Raw genomic sequence first — 21066 nt, forward strand, 5'->3', positions numbered from 1 at the left:
AAAAGTAGTGAGTACTTTCTCCCGTCGGAGATTTTCTCACTACTAATCTTAGTATGTTTTAGTTTTCCCTTACTGTGTTTGTTGTAATAATCAATATAATCTTTAAAAGCTTGTTCAAAAGGGTAAGTGGTATTAGTAAGTTGAATGAGAATGCTTAGTAATCTTTAGAAAAATGTCTAAAGAAAACTCTGTTACCGATTCTCGAAAATTTCTGTTTTTATCCTTAGTTAATTTCATAATAAAACACCCTAAAAGTTAGATTTTTTTGTCTAACCTTTGGGGTGTAGTTTAGATGTGAATGGAGTTTCCTTGTTATTTTGGTGAAATCACTTCAGCACCACCCATGTAAGGGCGAAGAACTTCAGGGATAGTTACTGAACCATCTTCGTTTTGGTAGTTTTCAAGGATAGCGGCTACTGTACGTCCAACAGCAAGTCCTGAACCGTTAAGAGTGTGAAGAAGTTTTACCTTACCATCGGCTTCGTCACGGTATCGGATTTGTGCACGACGGGCTTGGAAATCTTCTGTGTTTGAACATGAAGAAATTTCGCGGTAAGTGTTTTGTGCTGGAATCCAAACTTCCAAGTCGTAAGTTTTCGCAGCTGAGAATCCCATATCGCCAGTACACAAAGTGATGACACGGTATGGCAAGTTAAGTTTTTGAAGAATGTTTTCAGCGTTAACTACCATTTTTTCCAATTCATCATAAGAGTCTTCAGGTTTTGAGAATTTGACCATTTCAACCTTATGGAATTGGTGAAGACGAATCAAACCACGTGTATCACGACCAGCTGAACCAGCTTCTGAACGGAATGAAGGGCTCATAGCTGTGAAGTAGATTGGCAATTCTTTACCGTCAAGGATTTCACCACGGTAGTAGTTTGTCAAAGGAACTTCAGCCGTTGGGATAAGGACGTAGTCAGTACCGTCAAGCTCGAAAGTATCTTCCTTGAATTTTGGATATTGACCAGTACCGAACATTGAGTCGTGGTTAACCATGTAAGGTGTGATCATCTCAGTGTAACCTTCTTTAGCGTGCTCATCCAACATGAAGTTGTAGATCGCACGTTCCAATTTTGCCCCAAGTCCTTTGTAGAAAAGGAAGCGAGAACCAGTGACTTTAGCACCACGTTCCCAATCTAGGATACCAAGGTCTTCCCCAAGATCCCAGTGTGCTTTAACTTCAAAATCAAAGTCACGAGGTGTTCCCCAACGACGAACTTCTACGTTTTCGTCTTCGTCAGCACCTACTGGAACAGAGTCATTTGGTGTGTTTGGAAGTGTCACAACGATGGCATTAAGCTTTTCATCGATAGCAGCAAGTTCTGCATCAATTTCCTTAATTTCTGCAGAGACTTTTTGCATTGCTGCGATTTGTTCGGAAGCATCTTCTTTGTTACGCTTAGCTTGAGCGATACCATCTGAAGCAATGTTACGTTGAGCTTTGAGTTCTTCAGATTTGATAAGAAGTTCACGACGTTTAACATCAAGCTCTTTAAGTTCATTTAAAGTTTCAGCAGCAACACCACGTGTAGCCAATTTTTCGGCAAGGGCATCGAAGTCGTTACGAATACGTTTTACATCTAACATAAGTTCCTCCAAAAAGTAAAACACTCCAGTGAAAGTGTTGGAGTGACATAGGCCACGGTTCCATCCAACTTCACAGGAGTGCACTTGTTTATGTTTTTAATTATTAGAAACGGTAGAATTTCGTAGGTTAACCCTACCTGCTCGCAGCAACCGCAGGCTTTCTGTAAGGGTCTAGCTAGTACTTATCCGTCTGTTATATTATACAAAAATTATGATTTTTTGGCAAATAAACCTTTGAGTCGAGCCCCAATAGTTTGAATGAGAGTTGGTAGCTTGACGACTTTTTCATTGCCAAGGTGTTCCCTAGCAATTTTTAGAATCTTCCCAGAATCTTTAGAAGCAAAGAGGAATTTGCTCTTGTCTGTCAACACTTCAAAGTGGCGACTAATTCTCTTTCCTGAGACATTCGCACCGATTTGAGTGATGCTAGTCCATGGAATTTGAATGTATTGCTCGACATTGACATCTGGGTAGAATTCAAGAGCCACATCTCCGATTAGAAATTTGCCGACTTTCCCTCCGATAGCCATGTAGGAAACGCCTGTTGTATGCAATTCAACTGTTTTGTTTAGTGATTGTGCCATATCTATCTCGCTTTTTGATTGTAGTACCTTTATTATAGCATAAGAAAAGAGTTCAGCTTTGCTAAACTCTTACTCTTTTTTACATAATTCCGAAGAAGCTTGCAATGATACCAACTACAAAGAGTCCAATGATAATTGTGATTGGTGAAACTTTCTTCTTAAGCAACCACATACATGCAAAAGTAAGGAGAAGTCCCATCAAACCTGGAATCAATGAATCCAATTGTTTTTGGAGGGTATCCACTTGAATCTTATCGAAGCTAAGTTTGTCATTAACTTGGCCGAGGATAGTCTTAAGTTGGTCACCGCTAACATTGCCTTTAGGCCATTCGATATAGGCACCTTTAGACAAAACTTTACCTGGAAGGTTTACAGTGAAGACGATAGAAACCCAACGTTCAACAAGGACAGCCAAGATGAACATACCAAGGATTGATGCCCCTTTAGTAATATCTTTCAAGATACCACCAGACATGTCTTTAGTGATTTCTGAACCTGCTTTGTAACCAAGTTCTTGAGTGTACCACAAGAAGGCCATACGGATAAGGTTCCAACCGATGAAGAAGATAAGTGGACCAGCGATGTTACCAGCTTGTGCCAATGATGCACCAAGGGCACCAAGGATAGGACGAACTGTGAACCAGAAAACAGGGTCACCGATACCGGCAAGAGGTCCCATCATACCGATTTTAACCCCTTGGATAGCAGCATCTTCGATGTCAGTACCGTTAGCTTTTTCTTCTTCAAGAGCCAAGGTAACACCCATGATAGGAGCAGCTACGTAAGGGTGGGTATTGAAGAATTCCAAGTGACGTTTAAGAGCTGCGGCTTGGTCTTCTTTGTTAGTGTAGAGTTTTTTGATAGCAGGAATGAGTGAGTAAGCCCAACCCAAGTTTTGCATACGTTCATAGTTCCATGAACCTTGCAAGAATTGTGAGCGCCACCAAACCTTTTTACGATCCGCTTGAGATAATTGAATTTTTTCAGCCATGAGAGCACCCCTTCCTAGTAGTCTTCCAAGATATCGCCGATTGGGTCGCCTGAACCAGTTGAAGTTCCGCCACCATTTCCGCCACCTTGTTTAGAAAGGTTGAGGTAGATGAAGGCAATAGCGACACCGATAGCACCAAGAGCGATAAGTGTCAATTGGCTAATAGCAGCAAAAGCAAAACCGATGGCGAAGAATGGCCAAACTTCACGAGTTGCCATCATGTTGATAACCATGGCGTAACCAACGGCTACGACCATACCACCACCGACAACCATACCGTGGTTGAGCCAGTCAGGCATCAATCCAAGGGCATGTTGAACAGATTCTGCTGGGATAGCAAGAAGAAGGGCAGCTGGCACAGCGATACGCAAACCTTGAAGAAGGAGGGCGAGGTAGTGTGCACGTTCAACACCAGCGATGTTTCCGCTTTCTGCTGCTTTATCTGCAGCGTGAACAAGGGCAACAGATGCTGTACGAACAAGCATAGTTAGGAAGAGACCGGCAACCGCAAGTGGGATAGCTGTTGCAGTCGCAACACCGATACCTTCAGTTGTGAAGTTACCACCTTTAACCAAAATAATGGCAGCAGCAACAGAGGCAAGGGCAGCGTCAGGAGCGACAGCGGCACCGATATTAGCCCAAGCAAGGGCAATCATTTGAAGAGAACCACCAAGCATGATACCTGCAGTGAGGTTACCTGTAGCAGCACCGATGAGGGTACATGCAACAAGTGGTTGGTGGAATTGGAATTGGTCAAGGATACCTTCAAGACCAGCAAGGAAGGCAACAACTACGACCAAAATTGCAGAAATAATTGACATATCTGACATGGTAATAATTCCTTTTCTATTGAGTTGTGATTAGCTGAGATTATCAACTAATTTATCCGAATGAAGGTTATTGAACGTTAGCTTTTTTGATAAGGTCGAACAAATCTTTCTTAGAATCATTTGGTACCTTACGGACGTCGAATTCAACGCCAAGGTCACGCAATTTTTCGAAGCAAGCAACATCGTCTTTGTCCATAGACAAAACGTTGTTAACCATTGTTTTACCAGTTGAGTGAGCCATAGAACCAACGTTAAGTTCTTTGATTGGCACGCCACCTTCGATAGCACGAAGTGCGTCTTGAACAGTTTCGAACAAGATAAGCGCGTGTGTGTTACCAAAGCGAGGGTCCTTAGAAGCATCAATCAATTTTTGAATTGGAACAACGTTTGCTTTAACCCCATTTGGTGCTGCTTGTTTGATCAATTCTTTACGAAGCTCATCTTTAGCAACGTCATCTGAAGCAACAATGATACGGTCTGCTTTAGAAGCAGGTGTCCAGTTAGTTGCTACCTGACCATGCAAGAGACGTGTGTCCAAACGTGCCAAGTTAATCTTGAGTTTACCATCTCCGATAACTGTCCCTTCTGGGATAGCTCCTTGAGGTGCAGCAGCTTCTACAGGAGCTGCTGTTGTTTCCTCAACTGGATTAAGCTCCTCTGGAAGTGCTTTGATACCACCCTTAGCTTCCTTGATGATATTAGCAGCAACTTGCTCTGCAGTAGCGTTAGCATCCATCATACGTTCAGTGTATGCTTGGATTAGCATTGGCAAGTTAAGTCCTGTGATGATAGCAATCTTGCGATCTGGATTTTCTCCAGCAATTCGGCTAGCTTGGTTAAATGGTGAACCAGACCAAAGGTCAGCCAAAACAAGAATTTCATCATCAGCATCGAATTGTGCAATGGCGTCGTTGAAGTGAGCGTACAAGTCATCAGGACCTTCACTTGGCATGAAAGTTACGACTTGAACTTTCTCTTGGTCTCCAAAAATCATAGAGCCTGATTGGTGGATTCCTTCAGCGAACTTACCATGGCTGGCAATAATAATACCGATACCCATTCGTGTTCTCCTCCTTATAAATTATTTTTTCCTAGGCTTAAAAAGACTATCTCCGATTTTTATCAAGACGCTAAAAAAAGCGTCTCTCAATCTTTTTAAACATAAGAAATCAAGAACAATTATATTGTAAAACGCTTTCACGCAGATGTCAATAGCTAGTGAGAAAAAATTTCAAAAGAAGTCAATTTCTTTCAAAAATGAGCAAAACATTATAAAAAGATTGCCCAACCATTAGATTGGACAATCTTTTTATAATACTCGGAGATTATTTCTTCTTGACAATGAGTCGGAAAAGATTCTTAAAGCCTTGTTTGAGAACAACGATGAAGCTAGGTGCTTTTCTTAAACTTTCTCGAGGAATTCTTTTTTGAATTTCTTTCAAAGTTATTCGGCTTTTTCGACTGGCAAAACGGAAACGTCCATTTTGCTTAGTACGGATTTCAAAACGTGGGATGAACTTACCACCGAAGTAGACATCGGCAATCACATAAGTGATTTCATCCCAAGGAATTTGAACGTAGTCTTGTAACTTCGTATCATTGTAAAATTCGAAGGCCTTATCACCGACCATGATATTTCCGTAAATAGGCCCTTCACGAAACCAAGTTCCCTTAGATGTGTGAGCCATTTCGGTATTGAGCGATTTAACCATACCTTGCTCCGATTAGAGTAGACCAATAATGTGGAGTACAATAGCTAGAACAAAGATACCCAAAATGATAACGATTGGAGAAACTTTTCTCTTAAGAAGGTACATGCAGAGGAAAGTCAAACCAAGGGCAGCAAGACCAGGAATCAATTGGTTCAAGTTGTCTTGCAAGGTTGTTACCTTGTTAGCGTCAAGAGAGCGACCAGCAGCTTGTTGATGGAAGGCTTCTTTAACACCGGCAATACCTTTTGGAAGTTTATCCCAATCGATATAAGCACCTTCTTGTTGTTTAACAGTTGAGACAACTGGTGTGAAGGTGATACTTACCCAACGTTGGATAAGAGAACCGATAACGAACATCCCCATCATTGATGCGCCACGAGTTACTTGTTGAAGAAGGTTACCAGATACGTCGTCTGTAATCGCAGCACCAGCTCTATAACCGAACTCTTGAGTGTACCATTTAACAGCAGCGACCATAGCATTCCAAAGTACGAAGAAGACGATAGGTCCCAAGATGTTACCTGAAACAGCCAAACCTGCTCCTAATGAAAGGAAGATTGGGCGAAGGGTAAACCAGAAGAGAGGGTCACCGGCACCTGCAAGAGGTCCCATCATACCAACCTTAACCCCTGAGATAGCGGCATCATCGATGTCAGCACCGTTGGCACGTTCTTCTTCCAAGGCAAGTGTAACCCCAAAGATTGGGTTAGCCATGAAAGGTTGTGTATTGAAGAATTCCAAGTGACGTTTAAGAGCAGCTACACGTTCTTCTTTTGTTTGATAAAGTTTTTTGATTGCAGGAATAAGGGTGTAAGCCACACCACCATTTTGCATACGTTCATAGTTGAATGAAGCTAAAAGGAAGTATGAGCGCAAGAAAGCTTTGAAACGATCTGCTTTTGTTAATTTAATTTTTGAATCAGCCATTTTCTTTCCTCCTAATTAAAAGTCTTCCAGAATTTCACCGAGGGGATCACCTGATCCTCCATCATTTGAAGAACCATTTGAACCACTAGCTTCAAGTGCAAGGTACATAACGGCAAGACAGAGGCCGATGATACCCAAGCTAATCAAGGTCAATTCTTTGAGGGCAGCCAAAGCAAAACCAAGGAAGAAGAATGGCCAAACTTCGCGACTAGACATCATGTTGATAACCATGGCATAACCAACGGCTACAACCATACCACCACCGATTGTCATACCTGATGTTAACCATTCAGGCATAGATTCAAGACCAGATTGTACAAGGTGTGCAGGAATCAATAACAAGAGGAGGGCAGGGATAGCAACACGGAGACCTTGGAGGGACATACCGATAAAGTGCCATCTTTCAATACCAGCGATATCAGCATCTTCAGCACGACTATCCATAATGTGAGCGATGAAGACAGTTGCAGTACGGACAAACATTGTCAAGGCAAGACCGGCAACAGCCAAAGGAACCGCAAGGGCGATGGCTGGACCAATTCCTTTAGCTCCTTGACCACCCAAGATAAGGATGATTGTAGAAGCTACAGCGGCAAGTGAGGCATCTGGTGCCATGGCAGCACCAACGTTAGCCCATCCCATAGTGATCAACTGTAAGCTACCACCCAACATTACGCCGAGTTCGAGATGACCAGTAACAAGACCGATAAGGGAACAAGCCACAACTGGTTGGTATGTTTCGATTTGGTCGTTAACTGAGCTACAACCGATGATGAAAGCAACAATTACGACTAAAATAATTTGTACTAAACTCATTTATGCATCCTCCAAAATTATTTCTTCTCTGCTAATTTAGTTTCAGCTGACTTAATCAAGGTATCAACGTTTGCTGGGCTATCACTTGGTACCCCACGAACGTCAAATTTGACACCCAATGATTGCAACTCTTTGATAGCATCCACATCTGTTTGGTCAAATGAAAGAGCTTTAGTAACGTTGACTTTTCCTTCTTTATAAGCTGAAGAACCAAGGTTGATTTCTTTAACATCAACACCTGCTTTAACAGCAGCAAGAGCATCTTCAACAGATTCAAAGAGAAGCATAGCACGTGTATCACCAAAACGTGGGTCATTGTTTGCTTTAACCATGTTTTTAATTGGGATAACGTGAACTTGAACACCAGATGGAGCGGCTTGTTTAATCATGTTTGTACGAAGTTTATCATGACAAACAGTGTCTGAAACAACGATGATACGGTCTGGGTGAGTTGAGTGAGTCCAACCAGTCGCAACCTGACCGTGGAGGAGACGTGTGTCAACACGAGCCAAAACGTATTTGATTTTTCCATCACCAAGAACGGTTCCTTCAGGAATGCTACCTTTAGGAACAGAAGGCTTAGCGTCGGCTGGTTTAGTGTCTTCTTCAGGAATAAGGCCTTCTGGAAGGACTTTAACGCCTTCTTTTGTTTCCTTATAAATGTTAGCGACAATCTCTTCAACCCCAGCATCAGGAGCTACCATACGTTCCGTATATGCTTGGATAAGCATTGGCAAGTTGAGTCCTGTCACGATAACCATCTTGCGATCAGGATTTTCTTCCTTGATACGGCTTGCCTGGTTAAATGGTGACCCAGACCAAAGGTCTGCAAGGACAAGAATTTCGTCGTCAGCGTCAAATTGAGCGATGGCATCTTTGAAGTGAGCGTACAAGTCGTCAGGACCTTCATTTGGCATGAAAGTAACCACTTGAACTTTCTCTTGTTCACCAAAAATCATAGAACCTGATTGGTGAATACCTTCAGCGAATTTACCATGGCTAGCAATAATAATACCGATACCCATTAGTGTTCTTCCTCCTTTTATATATTGCTTCTTAGGAATAGAAAAATGATTATTGGTATTATCATTCATGACATGAAAATGACAACAATATTTTTTTAGTCCCTCGAAAATTAGAACAATCTAATTGTAAAACGTTATCATAGATTTGTCAATGCTTTTCGTAATAAAAGTGTCATAAAATTGAAAAAAATATCAAATTATCGCAAATATACTTTCTTTTCAGACAAAAGGAGCTAGATATAGTTTGAAGCTATATCTAACTAGAAGAAATGGGATTAAGAAAAAATGAGATAAATGCTTGTAATAGCTAGCAATGGCTGCTATAATTTCTTCAATTAACTATTTAAGGTTAAATCTATAAGAAAAGAGGACCTCCTTATGTCAGATTTACTAAGTATTTATAATGAATTGCAATCTAAGAAATGGGTTGACTTGACCCACAAAATTAATGCGGAAAGTCCACACTTTCCAGCTCTCCCAGCTTTGAAACAAGAAGACCTTTTCACATTAAAAGATGGTTTCCATGTTCAAAAATTTACAGTGGTTGGTCAATACGGAACGCATATTGATGCACCGATTCACTTTGTAGAAGGTGGTCGTTGGTTGGATGAGATTGCCCTCAAAGATCTTCTTTTACCACTCTATGTTATCGACAAGTCTAAAGAAGTTGCTGCGAGTCCAAACTTTGTCTTGAGCAAACAAGATATCTTAGACTTTGAAGCAGAACATGGACGAATTGTTGAAGGGGCCTTTGTCGCTTTTCGTAGTGATTGGTCGAAGCGTTGGCCAGATCAAGATGCTATGCGCAACCTTGATGAAAATGGGGTTCAGCAAAGTCCAGGTTGGAGCCGCGAAGCTCTAGAATTCTTGATTCATGAACGCCATGTTAAGGCTGTCGGTCATGAGACTTTTGATACAGATGCTGGTATTCCAGCAGCAGAACATGGCTTGGTTAACGAATACTACCTCTTGGAACAAAACATTTATCAGGTAGAAGTCTTGAACCAATTGGATCAAGTTCCAGCCGTTGGTGCTTTGATTTCAATTGCATTTCCTCACTGGGACAAGGCGACAGGTTCCCCAGTGCGTGCAGTGGCTATTTTACCTTAATCAGAACAAAAGACACCGAAGAAATTTTCAGTGTCTTTTCTTGTTTATAAAAAGAGTTCTTGAAGTTTGCGAGCAACGCCATCCTCTTCATTAGTCCACTCAATTTGTTCGTTAGCGTGGGGAAGAAGGACAGAGCTAGCATTCTTCATGGCATAACCAGTTTTAGCAAGTTCCAACATCTCTGTGTCATTGTGTTCGTCACCAAAAGCAATCAAATCATCCGTTGATTTACGCATGGCCTTAAGTAAGTAGTTCAGGGCGTAGGCCTTGTTAATACCTTTAGGCGAAAATTCCAAAATATTAAGTGGGCCACCCCAAGAATCAACTTCAATTTCTTCCTTGAAGTCTTTCTTGATGTCATCGGCTAGTTGGTACTTATCTTCATGGCGAGTTTGCATAAGGAGAGCGTTAGGGTTGCGCGTGATTTTAGTTGGTTCTAAACGCATAGCCTCAATAATTTTATCAACACCAAAGAGTTGTGGTTGAATACGCTCTGGGTGATTCATAGTGATATAGAAGTGTTTTCGATATTCACTAGCCAGAAAATCCATCTCTAATTCATCATGGCGTTGTAAGAGGCTAATCAGATATTTCTTATCTAATTTAACCGAATGCTCATAAGCCCAGTCTTGGTCTGGAAGATTGGTCAAAGAGCCGTTGAAGGTGATGAGTGGTGTTTCTAACCCTAGTGTTTTGTAATGGTCAATAGCCATACGATAAGGACGACCTGTAGCAATAACGACTTGGTGTCCTTTGTTTTGTACGTCTTTAATCGTTTTTTGTGTAAATTCTGAAATAGTTCCATCTGGGCGTAATAACGTTCCATCAAGATCTAGTGCAATCAATTTTTTTGTCATGTTCCTATTATAGCAAAAATCTGTCCTTTGTTGGTGATTAAGAAAGAGCTTTCTAAGAACGTTCGGTTTTTCATAAGAAAAGTCTCAGGAAATAAACCTTGCACCGTCAAATGATTTCATGTAGAATAGTAATGTTGCATTCTACATGAGAATGTTCCGAAATTATTCGGATTTTGACAATATTTTTTATTAAGGAGTCTAAACTTTCATGGAAAAGTTTTTCAAATTGAAAGAACATGGTACTGATGTCCGCACAGAAGTGACTGCCGGATTGACAACTTTCTTTGCCATGTCTTACATCCTCTTTGTTAACCCAGCGATGTTGGCCCAAACAGGAATGCCTGCACAAGGTGTTTTCTTAGCAACAATTATTGGTGCGGTTGCAGGGACATTGATGATGGCATTTTATGCTAACCTACCATACGCTCAAGCGCCTGGTATGGGGCTTAATGCCTTCTTCACCTACACAGTGGTCTTTTCTTTGGGTTACACTTGGCAAGAGGCCTTAGCAATGGTCTTTCTATGTGGTGTTATTTCATTGATCATCACGGTAACTAAAGTACGTAAGATGATTATTGAGTCTATTCCAACAGCTCTCAAATCTGCTATTTCAGCAGGTATCGGTGTTTTCCTTGCCTATGTTGGGATTAAAAATGCTGGTTTCTTGAAATTCTCAATTAATCCACATACCTACACTGTAGCAGGTAAAGGTGCTGACATGGCCAAGGCGTCAATTACAGCTTCATCGTCAGCTACACCAGGTTTGGTTGCCTTCAATAATCCAACTGTAATTGTAGGTTTGATTGGTCTTGCGATTGCGATTTTCTTTATTGTTAAAGGTATTCGTGGTGGAGTTCTTCTTTCAATCCTCGTAACGACTATCATTGCTATTTTTGCTGGTGTCGTTGATCTTGGAAGCATCGATTGGCACGCAGCTAGCTTGACATCATCTATTAAAGATCTTGGTCAGGTCTTTGGTGCAGCGCTTGGATCTAAGGGATTGGGATCACTCTTTGCAGACGTTTCTCGTTTGCCTGGTGTCTTTATGGCTATCCTTGCCTTCTCATTGACTGATATCTTCGATACTATCGGTACCTTAATCGGTACTGGTGAGAAGGTTGGTATCATTGCTTCAACAGGTGATAACAACGAATCAAAAGCTCTTGACCGTGCTCTTTACTCTGACCTTGTTGGTACAAGTATTGGTGCCATTGCAGGGACTTCAAACGTTACAACTTACGTTGAATCTGCAGCAGGTATTGGTGCTGGTGGACGTACTGGTTTGACAGCTCTTGTGGTTGCTGTACTCTTTGCCATTTCTAGTTTCTTTAGTCCAGTGGTGTCAATCGTTCCAAATGCGGCAACAGCGCCTATTCTTATTATTGTAGGTGTTATGATGCTCTCTAACCTTAAGAGTGTCGATTGGGAAGACTTGTCTGAAGCTATTCCTGCCTTCTTCACTTCTATTTTCATGGGATTCTCATATAGTATTACCTATGGTATCGCAGCTGGTTTCCTTACTTATACTTTGGTCAAAATCGTCAAAGGTCAAGCTAAGGATGTCCACTTTATTATGTGGATTTTGGATATCTTGTTTATCCTTAACTTCATCAGTATGGCTGTGTTCTAAAGCTTGAAAGTTAAAAGTCTGTATATTTGTCAGGCTTTTTCTTTTGCGATTTTATCTGGGGAATGTGAGAGAGTTTTTTTGATTAACTTTCAAATCTATAGTAAGTTTTACAAAACGATTTCTAATCTATGAGTGATTGATGTGGTTAAAATAAATTGAAGATTAAAATACATATCTTAACTTCTTACTTAAATGATTCAATATTTATAAGTTTCTACTGTATTTTTACAGTGGATTCTAGTCCATATTTTTATTTTTTGATATAATGAAAACATGATTTACAGTCAAAATGAAGAAGAATTGATTAGTATCGGCCAAAAGCTAGGTCGACTGCTCGATTCTGGAGATATAATTGTTCTCTCAGGGGATCTGGGAGCTGGCAAAACGACCTTGACTAAGGGAATTGCCAAAGGTTTGGATATTTCACAGATGATAAAGAGTCCAACGTATACTATTGTAAGGGAGTATGAGGGGCGACTGCCACTCTATCATTTAGATGTCTACCGCATTGGTGATGATCCAGATTCTATTGATTTAGATGATTTTCTGTATGGTGAAGGTGTGACAATCATCGAGTGGGGTGAGCTCCTAGATGAGAGTCTGTTAGGGGATTATCTCCTAATTTCGATATCTCATCATGGAGATGGACGTCAGTTGCTTTTTGAATCTTTCGGTCCTAGAAGTAAGGAGATTCAGGAGGAAATGATAAATGGCTGAGCAAGAATTAGTCATTGAGGAAGCTCAAAGAGAGGATGCTGCCTCTCTAGCTCGTTTACTAGAGACTGTAGCCTTGGAATCGGATTTTCTAGCACAAGATGATAGAAGTTCTATACTGAGTGCTGAACAGTTAGCCACTTATATTGAAAGTCATCAGCATAGGCTTAATGAGATTTGTTTGGTGGCGAAATTGGGTCATGAGGTCATTGGTGTTTGTAATGTTACCTCTGATCAAGATACTAAGACCAGTCATATTGGCGACGTATTTATTGCGGTTTCTAAACCCTACTGGGGGAATGGTGTTGGCCAGTTTCTTATGGAAACAATGATTGACTGGGCAGATCATACACCAACTATCCGCCGCTTAGAGTTGACGGTTCAAGCACGTAATAAACGGGCGGTTCATCTCTATCAAAAATTCGGATTTGACATTGAAGGCACTAAGAAACGTGGTGCAAGAACTAAAAATGGAGAATTTCTAGATGTTTACCTTATGGCTAAACTCATAGATTAGGAAAAAACATGAAACTTGGACGAAAAATTTTATTGATGTTGTTGGCGATTTTTGCAACGACAGTAGTAGCTGCTGGTATTTACCTAACGACAACTTATAATTACGCCACAGGCGAATTGTCAAAAACGTTTAGGGCTTCTAAAGCAACTTCAGGGAATAGTAAGGCTATTCAACAGACTAAGCCTATAACTATTCTCTTGATGGGGGTAGATACAGGATCCAAAGAACGTAAGGAAACCTGGGAAGGAAACTCTGATACCATGATTTTGGTAACAGTGAACCCTAAGACTAAGAAAACAACCATGACCAGTTTGGAACGTGACCTTTTGACAGATATTGAGGGGTCGGGTGAAGCAAAACTAAATTCAGTATATGCTGAGGGTGGTGCTGACTTGGCTATTTCAACCATTCAAAAGGTTTTAGATATTGATATTGACTATTATGCACTGATTAATATGCAGGGTATGATTGATTTGGTAGATGCTGTTGGTGGTATTGAGGTAACGAATCATTTTGATTTTCCAATTTCGATTGCAGAAAATGAACCTGAATTTCAGGCAAAAGTTGAGCCCGGAACCCATAAAATCAATGGTGAGCAAGCTTTAGTCTATTCACGTATGCGTTACGATGACCCTGATGGTGACTATGGTCGTCAAAAACGTCAACGTGAGGTTATTCAAAAGGTTGTAGCTAAGCTATTGAAGATGGACTCTATTGGTTCTTACAAGAAAATTTTGTCGGCTGTAAGTTCAAATGTTCAAACCAGTATCGATCTTGGTGATACCAATACTTTGCGTAGCTTGATGGGTTATAGTGATGCCCTTAAAAATATTAAGTCCTACCAATTGGCTGGTTCGGATGCCATGTTCAATGGTGGAAGTTATCAAGTAGCTTCAACTGAGGATATTCTTAAGGTACAAAACCGTATTAAGAAGGAAGTTGGTAAGAAAAAAGTCTCTGAATCCAATCTTAAGACTAGTTTGGTTCTCTATGGATCTGGTAGCTCTAACTATGGTTCAGATGATTTCGTTAATTCTAAAGGAAGTGCGGCTTCAAGTGAAGCATCTTCAAATTATGAGGCTGGGCCATCTGAGGCAGCAGGTGGTGGATCGGTAAGTACCTATAATGGAGGCACTAACTATAGTAATAATTATAGTGAAAACACAGGTAATTATGTTCAGGAACAAGGTACGACAACCCCTACATACAATAATAATGGATCGGGTGTGACTACCTATAGCACTGTTCCAGCGACGCAATAAATAAGGTTGGGTGATTCCCAACCTTTTTGCATTGAAATGATAGCAATATGGTTATTCCTTGCAATGGCTTTTGAGCTATGCTATAATATAGGAAAATAACGAAAGAGAGGCGGAGTAGAAACTTCGTCTCTTGTGTGTGTAAGGAGGTCATAATGTCGCAAAAAATTATTGATCTCGTGACGGCAGTCGTAGCTCCAGCTATTCCTGAGCCATACGAACTGGTCGATATCGAGTACGAAAAGCTTGGCGGTGACTATGTCTTGTCAGTTTTGATTGATAAGCCAGGAGGTATTACTGTAGAAGATACTGCAGACTTGACTGAAATTATCAGTCCCCTCTTGGATACTATTCAGCCTGATCCTTTCCCGGATCAATACATGCTGGAAGTTTCTAGTCCAGGGTTAGAGCGTCCCTTAAAAACCAAAGAAGCTTTGACAAATGCTGTTGGTCAGTATATCAATGTTAGTCTTTACAAGGCTATTGATAAGATCAAGATTTTCCAAGGTGACTTGGTGGCCTTTGATGGGGAAACCCTAACAATTGATTACCTTGATAAGACTCGCCATAAAACTGTTGAGATTCCCTATCAAACAGTTGCTAAAGCTCGTTTGGCAGTCAAACTCTAAAACTATTAGTGTAAATAAAGAAAGGATGCCAGTTTTGGCCTTTAGAGGTTAAAACAACAAAGAATATGAGCAAAGAAATGCTAGAAGCCTTCCGTGTCTTGGAAGAAGAAAAACACATTAACAAGGAAGACATCATCGATGCTGTGGTTGAATCACTTAAGTCAGCCTACAAGCGTCGTTATGGTCAGTCAGAATCAGCTGTAGTTGAATTCAATGAAAAAACAGGTGATTTTCAAGTTTATACCGTTCGTGAAGTTGTAGATGAAGTCTTTGATAGTCGTTTGGAAATTAGCTTGAAAGATGCACTTGCTATCAGCTCTGCTTACGAGCTCGGTGACAAGATTCGTTTTGAAGAGTCAGTCGATGAATTTGGTCGTGTTGCAGCGCAATCTGCCAAACAAACCATTATGGAAAAAATGCGCAAGCAGATGCGTGAAATCACTTATAATGACTATAAGCAACATGAAGGTGAAATCATGCAAGGAACAGTTGAACGCTTCGACCAACGTTTCATTTATGTCAATCTTGGAACGCTCGAAGCTCAATTGTCACGCCAAGATCAAATTCCTGGTGAAAGCTTTAAGTCACATGATGTCATTGATGTTTATGTTTATAAAGTTGAAAACAACCCTAAAGGTGTTAACGTCTTTGTCAGTCGTAGCCATCCAGAGTTCATCAAACGTATCATGGAACAAGAAATTCCAGAAGTATTTGATGGAACTGTGGAAATCATGAGTGTGTCTCGTGAAGCAGGTGATCGTACTAAGGTTGCTGTTCGCAGTCATAATCCTAACGTTGATGCTATTGGTACTATCGTTGGTCGTGGTGGAAGCAATATTAAGAAAGTTGTCAGCCGTTTCCACCCAACACGTTTGGATGCTAAGACAGGAATTGAAGTTCCTGTTGAGGAAAATATTGATGTTATTCAATGGGTTGAAGATCCAGCTGAATTCATCTACAATGCTATTGCACCGGCTGAAGTGGACTATGTTCTCTTCGACGAAAATGATAGCAAACGTGCAACAGTAGTTGTACCAGATAACAAATTATCTCTTGCAATTGGTCGTCGTGGGCAAAACGTTCGTTTGGCAGCTCATTTGACTGGTTACCGTATTGACATCAAGTCAGCTTCTGAATACGAAGCACTCGAAGCTGAAAAAGCTGAGGCTGCTACTGAGGAAGTTGTAGATGAGATTGTTGCAGAAGAAGCTACACCTGTTGAAGTCACAACAGAAGAAGTAACTGAAACAACAGAAGCAGAATAAGAAGAACATAGAGGTGTTTGATGGCTAAAACACGAAAAATACCTTTACGCAAATCAGTTGTCTCAGGAGAAATCATTGATAAACGTGATTTGCTCCGCATTGTAAAAACTAAAGATGGTGAGATTTTCATTGATCCAACAGGAAAGAAAAATGGCCGAGGTGCTTACATTAAATTAGATAATGAAGAAGCTCTCCAAGCCAAAAAGAAACGTGCTTTTAACCATAGTTTCTCCATGGATGTTCCTGAAAGTTTTTATGATGAACTCATTGCTTATGTGGATCACAAGGTCAAAAGAAGAGAGTTAGGTCTTGAATAACACAGAAAAATTGTCAAATATGTTGGGACTAGCACAAAGAGCTGGAAAGCTTATTTCTGGCGAGGAACTTGTCATTAAGGCAGTTCAATCAGGGCAGGCGAGACTAGTTTTTCTTGCCAATGATGCTGGTAGTAACGTGACTAAAAAGACGACTGATAAATGTAACTACTATAATATAGAAGTCTCTACAGTGTTTAACGCACTGGAATTAAGCATGGCTATTGGTAAACCAAGAAAAACGGTTGCTGTAGTTGATGCTGGATTTTCAAAGAAAATGAGGACTCTTATGGACTAAAGAATAGGAGGACATCACGTGTCAAAGAAACGATTATATGAAATCGCAAAAGAGGTTGGTGTAGAAAGCAAGGTTGTTGTTGCGAAAGCTCAAGAACTTGGTCTTTCTGTGAAGAGCCATTCCTCATCAGTTGAAGAAGCTGATGCTAATCGTATCACTTCAAGTTTAAAAGGGGGAACAGCTAAGGCTGAAAGCAAGCCAGCTCCTAAAGCGACACCAACTCCTAAAGAGGAAAAGGTAGCGCCTAAGGTTGATAAGGTACCTGTTGCGAAATCAGCTCCAGCTAAAGAAACATCAAAGGCTGAAGTCAAAGAAGCCCCTGCGACTCCGAAAAAACCACAAAGCCGTAATTTTAAGGCAGAACGTGAAGCACGTGCCAAGGCAGAAGCAGAGCGTCGTCAAAACGGCGGAGGCCGTGACAACCGTAATCGTAACCGAAATCAACAAGGGAACGATCAAGGTAAACGTCAGAATAATGATCGTCGCAACCAAAACGGAAATGGTCAAGGCAACCGTAATAATGGGAACCGCGGTAACAATAGTAATCGTGACCGTAATTTCCAAGGTAAACAGCGCAATGATCAAGGTCGAAATAAACGTAACGATGTTGCCCGCAACAATCAGGCAGGTCCACGTATTGACTTTAAAGCGCGTGCAGCAGCCTTGAAAGCAGAGCAAAATGCAGAGTATTCACGTCAAAGTGAAACACGCTTCCGCGAAGAAAAAGCTGCAGAGCAACGCCGTGCGAAAGAGCAAGAAAAGGCAAGAAAAGAAAAACAACAGGCTGAAGTCGCTGCTCAAAAAGCAGTTGCTGAAGCTAAGCCAGCTCCTAAGCCAGCACCGGCTGCTCAACCAGCTCCAGCTGCGCAAGCACAAGATACACGTCGTAAAAAGGCACGTCCAGATAAATCACGTGATAATCGTCGCGAGAATGAAGATGGACCTAAGCAAACAAGAAATAATAAGTGGAATAATCAAAACCAAGTGAGAAATCAACGAAATAGTAACTGGAATAAAAACAAAAATAAAAAAGGTAAAAATAACCGTGGTAATTCAGCTCCAAAACCAGTAACAGAGCGTAAATTCCATGAATTACCAAAAGAATTTGAATATACTGAAGGCATGACGGTTGCAGAAATCGCAAAACGTATTAAACGTGAGCCAGCTGAAATCGTTAAGAAACTCTTCATGATGGGTGTTATGGCAACTCAGAACCAATCTCTTGATGGGGATACTATTGAGTTGTTGATGGTTGACTACGGCATTGAGGCAACCAAGAAAGAAGAAGTCGATAATGCTGATATCGAACGTTTCTTTGTTGACGAAGACTACCTCAATAAAGATGCTATGGTAGAACGTGCACCAGTTGTTACTATCATGGGACACGTTGACCATGGTAAAACAACCCTTCTTGATACCCTTCGTAACTCACGTGTTGCGACTGGAGAAGCTGGTGGTATCACACAGCATATTGGTGCCTACCAAATTGAAGAGGGTGGTAAGAAAATCACCTTCCTTGATACTCCAGGACACGCGGCCTTTACATCTATGCGTGCCCGTGGTGCTTCTGTTACAGATATTACTATCTTGATTGTCGCTGCGGATGACGGTGTTATGCCACAAACTATTGAAGCCATCAACCACTCTAAGGCTGCTGGTGTTCCAATCATTGTTGCGATTAACAAGATTGATAAACCAGGTGCTAACCCAGAACGTGTTATCGGTGAATTGGCTGAGCATGGCGTTATCTCAACTGCATGGGGTGGTGATAGTGAATTCGTTGAAATCTCAGCTAAATTTGGACAAAACATTGAAGAATTGCTTGAAACCGTTCTTCTTGTGGCTGAAGTGGAAGAGCTTAAAGCGGATCCAAGTGTTCGTGCTATCGGTACTGTTATCGAAGCTCGTTTGGACAAAGGTAAAGGTGCAGTTGCAACCCTCCTTGTTCAACAAGGTACCTTGCATGTTCAAGACCCAATCGTTGTTGGTAATACCTTCGGACGTGTCCGTGCTATGACCAATGACCTTGGTCGTCGTATTAAGACTGCAGCACCATCAACACCAGTTTCAATTACTGGTTTGAACGAAGCGCCTATGGCGGGTGACCATTTTGCCGTTTATGAAGATGAAAAAGCAGCTCGCGCAGCCGGTGAAGAACGTGCCAAACGTGCCCTTATGAAACAACGTCAACAAACACATCGTGTTAGCCTTGATAACCTCTTTGATACCCTTAAAGCCGGTGAATTGAAGACTGTTAATGTTATCATCAAGGCCGATGTACAAGGTTCTGTTGAAGCCTTGGCAGCGTCACTTCTTAAGATTGATGTTGAGGGTGTTCGCGTTAATGTTGTTCACTCAGCAGTAGGTGCTATCAACGAATCTGATATTACTCTTGCGGAAGCTTCAGATGCCGTTGTCATCGGATTTAACGTTCGTCCTACACCACAAGCACGTCAACAAGCGGAAACTGATGAAGTTGAAATTCGTCTTCACAGCATCATTTACAAGGTTATCGAAGAAATCGAAGATGCCATGAAAGGGATGCTTGATCCTGAATTTGAAGAAAAAGTCATTGGTGAAGCTATTATCCGTGAAACCTTCAAAGTTTCTAAAGTCGGAACAATCGGTGGGTTCATGGTTACTAGTGGTAAAATCACTCGTGACTCAAGTGCCCGTGTGATTCGTGATGGTGTCGTTATTTTTGATGGTAAATTGGCAAGCTTGAAACACTTTAAAGATGACGTTAAAGAAGTCGGAAACGCTCAAGAGGGTGGTTTGATGATTGAAAACTATAACGATATTAAAGTTGATGACGTTATCGAAGCTTATATTATGGAAGAAATTAAACGTTAATTTTGTTAGCTTTTAAAAAAGCTTACTAAGGAGACAAAGCTAGGTCATCTGGCCTGGCTTTTGTTCCATCATAATAAGAGAGAAAGGATAAGACTATGGGAAATTCATTTCGTGTAGACCGTGTTGGGATGGAAATCAAACGTGAGGTCAATGAAATTCTTCAAAAGAAAGTTCGTGACCCACGCGTGCAAGATGTCACTATCACAGATGTACAGATGCTTGGTGATTTGTCAGCTGCTAAGATTTTTTACACCATTCATTCAACCTTGGCCTCAGATAACCAAAAGGCACAAACTGGTCTTGAAAAGGCTACTGGTACAATCAAGCGTGAACTTGGTAAAAAATTGACCATGTATAAGATTCCGGATTTGACCTTTATTAAGGATGAGTCTATCGAATACGGTAATAAAATTGATGAAATGCTTCGTAATTTGGAGCGTAAAGACTAAGAAAAAATTCCTGTCAGTTATGGCAGGAATTTTGCGTTATAATAGAATAAAAAGGAGGACTTCAATGAAAGTAACGGTCTATTTGGGAGCTAATATAGGTGACAGTCCTAGCTTTAAGAAAGCAACAATTGCCTTGGGTCAGTGGATTGCTAAAAATGGTCATACCCTAGTCTATGGTGGCAGTAAGATGGGACTTATGGGAGTTCTTGGTGATACGGTTTTGGAAAATGGTGGACAGGCTCATGGCATTATGCCACAATTCCTCAAAGATAGGGAGATAGCTTATGAGGGGTTAACTTCAATGACCATAGTAGAAACTATGGCAGAACGAAAGACTGCTATGCTAGAGCAAGGAGATCTCTTTATCGCCCTTCCAGGAGGTCTAGGGACACTGGAAGAAATCTCTGAAGCTATTGCAGCTGCTCGAGTCGGTAAGTTGGACAACCCCTGTGTTTTCTTCAATCTCAATGGCTATTATGACGCTATGAAAACGATGTTAGATACCATGGTTGCTCATGATTTTTTGGAGGCTGAAACAGTAGCAAAATTCCTCTTTACAGATGATTTTTCAGAAATTGCAGCTTTTGTCCAGTCTTATGAACCACCTCAATTGAGACGTTATCGGTAGTATTGCTTTAATTTGTAAAAATGAGATGAATTAAAAAGATTCAATGACACATCATTGAATCTTTTTAA

Annotated in this window: 22 protein-coding genes; 12 read left to right on the forward strand and 10 right to left on the reverse strand. The window is 41.0% G+C overall.

Translation table 11 applies throughout. The features are described from left to right. Positions 1-312 precede the first annotated feature (312 nt). The 9 genes from serS to HMPREF2637_RS00965 form a co-directional block, all read right to left on the reverse strand. Complete coding sequence (serS, locus tag HMPREF2637_RS00925; RefSeq protein WP_064524529.1) at positions 313-1590, reverse strand: serine--tRNA ligase; 1278 nt, start codon at positions 1588-1590, stop codon at positions 313-315. A gap of 209 nt (positions 1591-1799) precedes the next feature. Next, positions 1800-2174, reverse strand: a complete 375-nt coding sequence (locus tag HMPREF2637_RS00930) for a DUF956 family protein (protein ID WP_002883765.1) — start codon at positions 2172-2174, stop codon at positions 1800-1802. Positions 2175-2253: 79 nt separating this feature from the next. Then, positions 2254-3165 (reverse strand): PTS system mannose/fructose/sorbose family transporter subunit IID, encoded by a 912-nt coding sequence (locus HMPREF2637_RS00935; protein WP_014633591.1) that lies wholly within the window; start codon positions 3163-3165, stop codon positions 2254-2256. 14 nt (positions 3166-3179) lie between these two features. Next, entirely contained in the window at positions 3180-3995 is an 816-nt protein-coding gene (locus HMPREF2637_RS00940) for a PTS mannose/fructose/sorbose transporter subunit IIC (RefSeq protein ID WP_048790689.1), read from the reverse strand. Between the two features lie 67 nt (positions 3996-4062). Next, entirely contained in the window at positions 4063-5055 is a 993-nt protein-coding gene (locus HMPREF2637_RS00945; protein WP_064524531.1) for a PTS sugar transporter subunit IIB, read from the reverse strand. Positions 5056-5320: 265 nt separating this feature from the next. After that, positions 5321-5707: a DUF956 family protein gene (locus HMPREF2637_RS00950; protein ID WP_021145046.1), complete on the reverse strand. Its 387-nt coding sequence runs from the start codon at positions 5705-5707 to the stop codon at positions 5321-5323. 12 nt (positions 5708-5719) lie between these two features. Continuing rightward, positions 5720-6634 carry a PTS system mannose/fructose/sorbose family transporter subunit IID gene (locus HMPREF2637_RS00955; protein ID WP_060973177.1) on the reverse strand — a complete coding sequence of 305 codons (915 nt, stop codon included), beginning with the start codon at positions 6632-6634 and terminating at the stop codon, positions 5720-5722. Between the two features lie 15 nt (positions 6635-6649). Next, positions 6650-7450 (reverse strand): PTS mannose/fructose/sorbose transporter subunit IIC, encoded by an 801-nt coding sequence (locus tag HMPREF2637_RS00960; protein ID WP_021145048.1) that lies wholly within the window; start codon positions 7448-7450, stop codon positions 6650-6652. 17 nt (positions 7451-7467) lie between these two features. Continuing rightward, positions 7468-8475, reverse strand: a complete 1008-nt coding sequence (locus HMPREF2637_RS00965; RefSeq protein ID WP_064524533.1) for a PTS sugar transporter subunit IIB — start codon at positions 8473-8475, stop codon at positions 7468-7470. Between the two features lie 378 nt (positions 8476-8853). On the opposite strand from HMPREF2637_RS00965, the gene HMPREF2637_RS00970 reads away from it, so the two are divergent. Further along, complete coding sequence (locus tag HMPREF2637_RS00970) at positions 8854-9585, forward strand: cyclase family protein (RefSeq protein WP_070838916.1); 732 nt, start codon at positions 8854-8856, stop codon at positions 9583-9585. Between the two features lie 44 nt (positions 9586-9629). Here the strand turns inward: HMPREF2637_RS00970 and HMPREF2637_RS00975 are convergent, their stop codons facing one another. Beyond that, a complete protein-coding gene (locus tag HMPREF2637_RS00975) occupies positions 9630-10442 on the reverse strand; it encodes a Cof-type HAD-IIB family hydrolase (protein ID WP_014633589.1) in 813 nt (270 codons plus the stop codon). Between the two features lie 208 nt (positions 10443-10650). Here HMPREF2637_RS00975 and HMPREF2637_RS00980 point away from each other — a divergent pair, with 208 nt between their 5' ends. The 11 genes from HMPREF2637_RS00980 (at position 10651) to HMPREF2637_RS01030 (ending at position 20998) form a co-directional block, all read left to right on the forward strand. Continuing rightward, on the forward strand, positions 10651-12072 hold the full coding sequence (locus HMPREF2637_RS00980; protein WP_002883789.1) for an NCS2 family permease: 1422 nt from the start codon (positions 10651-10653) through the stop codon (positions 12070-12072). A 273-nt stretch (positions 12073-12345) separates the two neighbouring features. Further along, complete coding sequence (gene tsaE / locus HMPREF2637_RS00985; RefSeq protein WP_002889989.1) at positions 12346-12789, forward strand: tRNA (adenosine(37)-N6)-threonylcarbamoyltransferase complex ATPase subunit type 1 TsaE; 444 nt, start codon at positions 12346-12348, stop codon at positions 12787-12789. Beyond that, positions 12782-13303: a GNAT family N-acetyltransferase gene (locus HMPREF2637_RS00990; RefSeq protein ID WP_021143570.1), complete on the forward strand. Its 522-nt coding sequence runs from the start codon at positions 12782-12784 to the stop codon at positions 13301-13303. The genes tsaE and HMPREF2637_RS00990 overlap by 8 nt, the downstream gene beginning before the upstream one ends. Before the next feature lie 8 nt (positions 13304-13311). Next, a complete protein-coding gene (locus tag HMPREF2637_RS00995; RefSeq protein ID WP_070838917.1) occupies positions 13312-14565 on the forward strand; it encodes a glycopolymer--peptidoglycan transferase LytR in 1254 nt (417 codons plus the stop codon). Between the two features lie 152 nt (positions 14566-14717). After that, entirely contained in the window at positions 14718-15191 is a 474-nt protein-coding gene (rimP, locus tag HMPREF2637_RS01000) for a ribosome maturation factor RimP (protein WP_002883745.1), read from the forward strand. A gap of 65 nt (positions 15192-15256) precedes the next feature. Beyond that, positions 15257-16456 carry a transcription termination factor NusA gene (nusA, locus tag HMPREF2637_RS01005; RefSeq protein ID WP_060973184.1) on the forward strand — a complete coding sequence of 400 codons (1200 nt, stop codon included), beginning with the start codon at positions 15257-15259 and terminating at the stop codon, positions 16454-16456. A gap of 20 nt (positions 16457-16476) precedes the next feature. After that, on the forward strand, positions 16477-16773 hold the full coding sequence (rnpM, locus tag HMPREF2637_RS01010; protein WP_002883779.1) for an RNase P modulator RnpM: 297 nt from the start codon (positions 16477-16479) through the stop codon (positions 16771-16773). Further along, the gene (locus HMPREF2637_RS01015; RefSeq protein ID WP_002883776.1) at positions 16766-17068 is read left to right on the forward strand and encodes a YlxQ-related RNA-binding protein; all 303 of its coding nucleotides are present in this window, start codon (positions 16766-16768) and stop codon (positions 17066-17068) included. The genes rnpM and HMPREF2637_RS01015 overlap by 8 nt, the downstream gene beginning before the upstream one ends. 18 nt (positions 17069-17086) lie before the next feature. After that, positions 17087-19921, forward strand: coding sequence for a translation initiation factor IF-2 (infB, locus tag HMPREF2637_RS01020; protein ID WP_070838918.1), 2835 nt, complete (start codon positions 17087-17089; stop codon positions 19919-19921). A gap of 95 nt (positions 19922-20016) precedes the next feature. Continuing rightward, positions 20017-20370 (forward strand): 30S ribosome-binding factor RbfA, encoded by a 354-nt coding sequence (gene rbfA / locus HMPREF2637_RS01025; RefSeq protein WP_002883798.1) that lies wholly within the window; start codon positions 20017-20019, stop codon positions 20368-20370. Between the two features lie 64 nt (positions 20371-20434). Next, a complete protein-coding gene (locus HMPREF2637_RS01030) occupies positions 20435-20998 on the forward strand; it encodes an LOG family protein (RefSeq protein ID WP_049545736.1) in 564 nt (187 codons plus the stop codon). Positions 20999-21066: the final 68 nt, after the last annotated feature.

This window comes from Streptococcus sp. HMSC065H07 (assembly GCF_001837325.1).
Classification (GTDB): domain Bacteria; phylum Bacillota; class Bacilli; order Lactobacillales; family Streptococcaceae; genus Streptococcus; species Streptococcus salivarius_H.

Coding starts and splice junctions, on each gene's coding strand:
- serS (WP_064524529.1), bottom strand. CDS start 1,590: ATGTTAGATGTAAAACGTATTCGTAACGACTTCGATGCCCTTGCCGAA.
- HMPREF2637_RS00930 (WP_002883765.1), bottom strand. CDS start 2,174: ATGGCACAATCACTAAACAAAACAGTTGAATTGCATACAACAGGCGTT.
- HMPREF2637_RS00935 (WP_014633591.1), bottom strand. CDS start 3,165: ATGGCTGAAAAAATTCAATTATCTCAAGCGGATCGTAAAAAGGTTTGG.
- HMPREF2637_RS00940 (WP_048790689.1), bottom strand. CDS start 3,995: ATGTCAGATATGTCAATTATTTCTGCAATTTTGGTCGTAGTTGTTGCC.
- HMPREF2637_RS00945 (WP_064524531.1), bottom strand. CDS start 5,055: ATGGGTATCGGTATTATTATTGCCAGCCATGGTAAGTTCGCTGAAGGA.
- HMPREF2637_RS00950 (WP_021145046.1), bottom strand. CDS start 5,707: ATGGTTAAATCGCTCAATACCGAAATGGCTCACACATCTAAGGGAACT.
- HMPREF2637_RS00955 (WP_060973177.1), bottom strand. CDS start 6,634: ATGGCTGATTCAAAAATTAAATTAACAAAAGCAGATCGTTTCAAAGCT.
- HMPREF2637_RS00960 (WP_021145048.1), bottom strand. CDS start 7,450: ATGAGTTTAGTACAAATTATTTTAGTCGTAATTGTTGCTTTCATCATC.
- HMPREF2637_RS00965 (WP_064524533.1), bottom strand. CDS start 8,475: ATGGGTATCGGTATTATTATTGCTAGCCATGGTAAATTCGCTGAAGGT.
- HMPREF2637_RS00970 (WP_070838916.1), top strand. CDS start 8,854: ATGTCAGATTTACTAAGTATTTATAATGAATTGCAATCTAAGAAATGG.
- HMPREF2637_RS00975 (WP_014633589.1), bottom strand. CDS start 10,442: ATGACAAAAAAATTGATTGCACTAGATCTTGATGGAACGTTATTACGC.
- HMPREF2637_RS00980 (WP_002883789.1), top strand. CDS start 10,651: ATGGAAAAGTTTTTCAAATTGAAAGAACATGGTACTGATGTCCGCACA.
- tsaE (WP_002889989.1), top strand. CDS start 12,346: ATGATTTACAGTCAAAATGAAGAAGAATTGATTAGTATCGGCCAAAAG.
- HMPREF2637_RS00990 (WP_021143570.1), top strand. CDS start 12,782: ATGGCTGAGCAAGAATTAGTCATTGAGGAAGCTCAAAGAGAGGATGCT.
- HMPREF2637_RS00995 (WP_070838917.1), top strand. CDS start 13,312: ATGAAACTTGGACGAAAAATTTTATTGATGTTGTTGGCGATTTTTGCA.
- rimP (WP_002883745.1), top strand. CDS start 14,718: ATGTCGCAAAAAATTATTGATCTCGTGACGGCAGTCGTAGCTCCAGCT.
- nusA (WP_060973184.1), top strand. CDS start 15,257: ATGAGCAAAGAAATGCTAGAAGCCTTCCGTGTCTTGGAAGAAGAAAAA.
- rnpM (WP_002883779.1), top strand. CDS start 16,477: ATGGCTAAAACACGAAAAATACCTTTACGCAAATCAGTTGTCTCAGGA.
- rbfA (WP_002883798.1), top strand. CDS start 20,017: ATGGGAAATTCATTTCGTGTAGACCGTGTTGGGATGGAAATCAAACGT.
- HMPREF2637_RS01030 (WP_049545736.1), top strand. CDS start 20,435: ATGAAAGTAACGGTCTATTTGGGAGCTAATATAGGTGACAGTCCTAGC.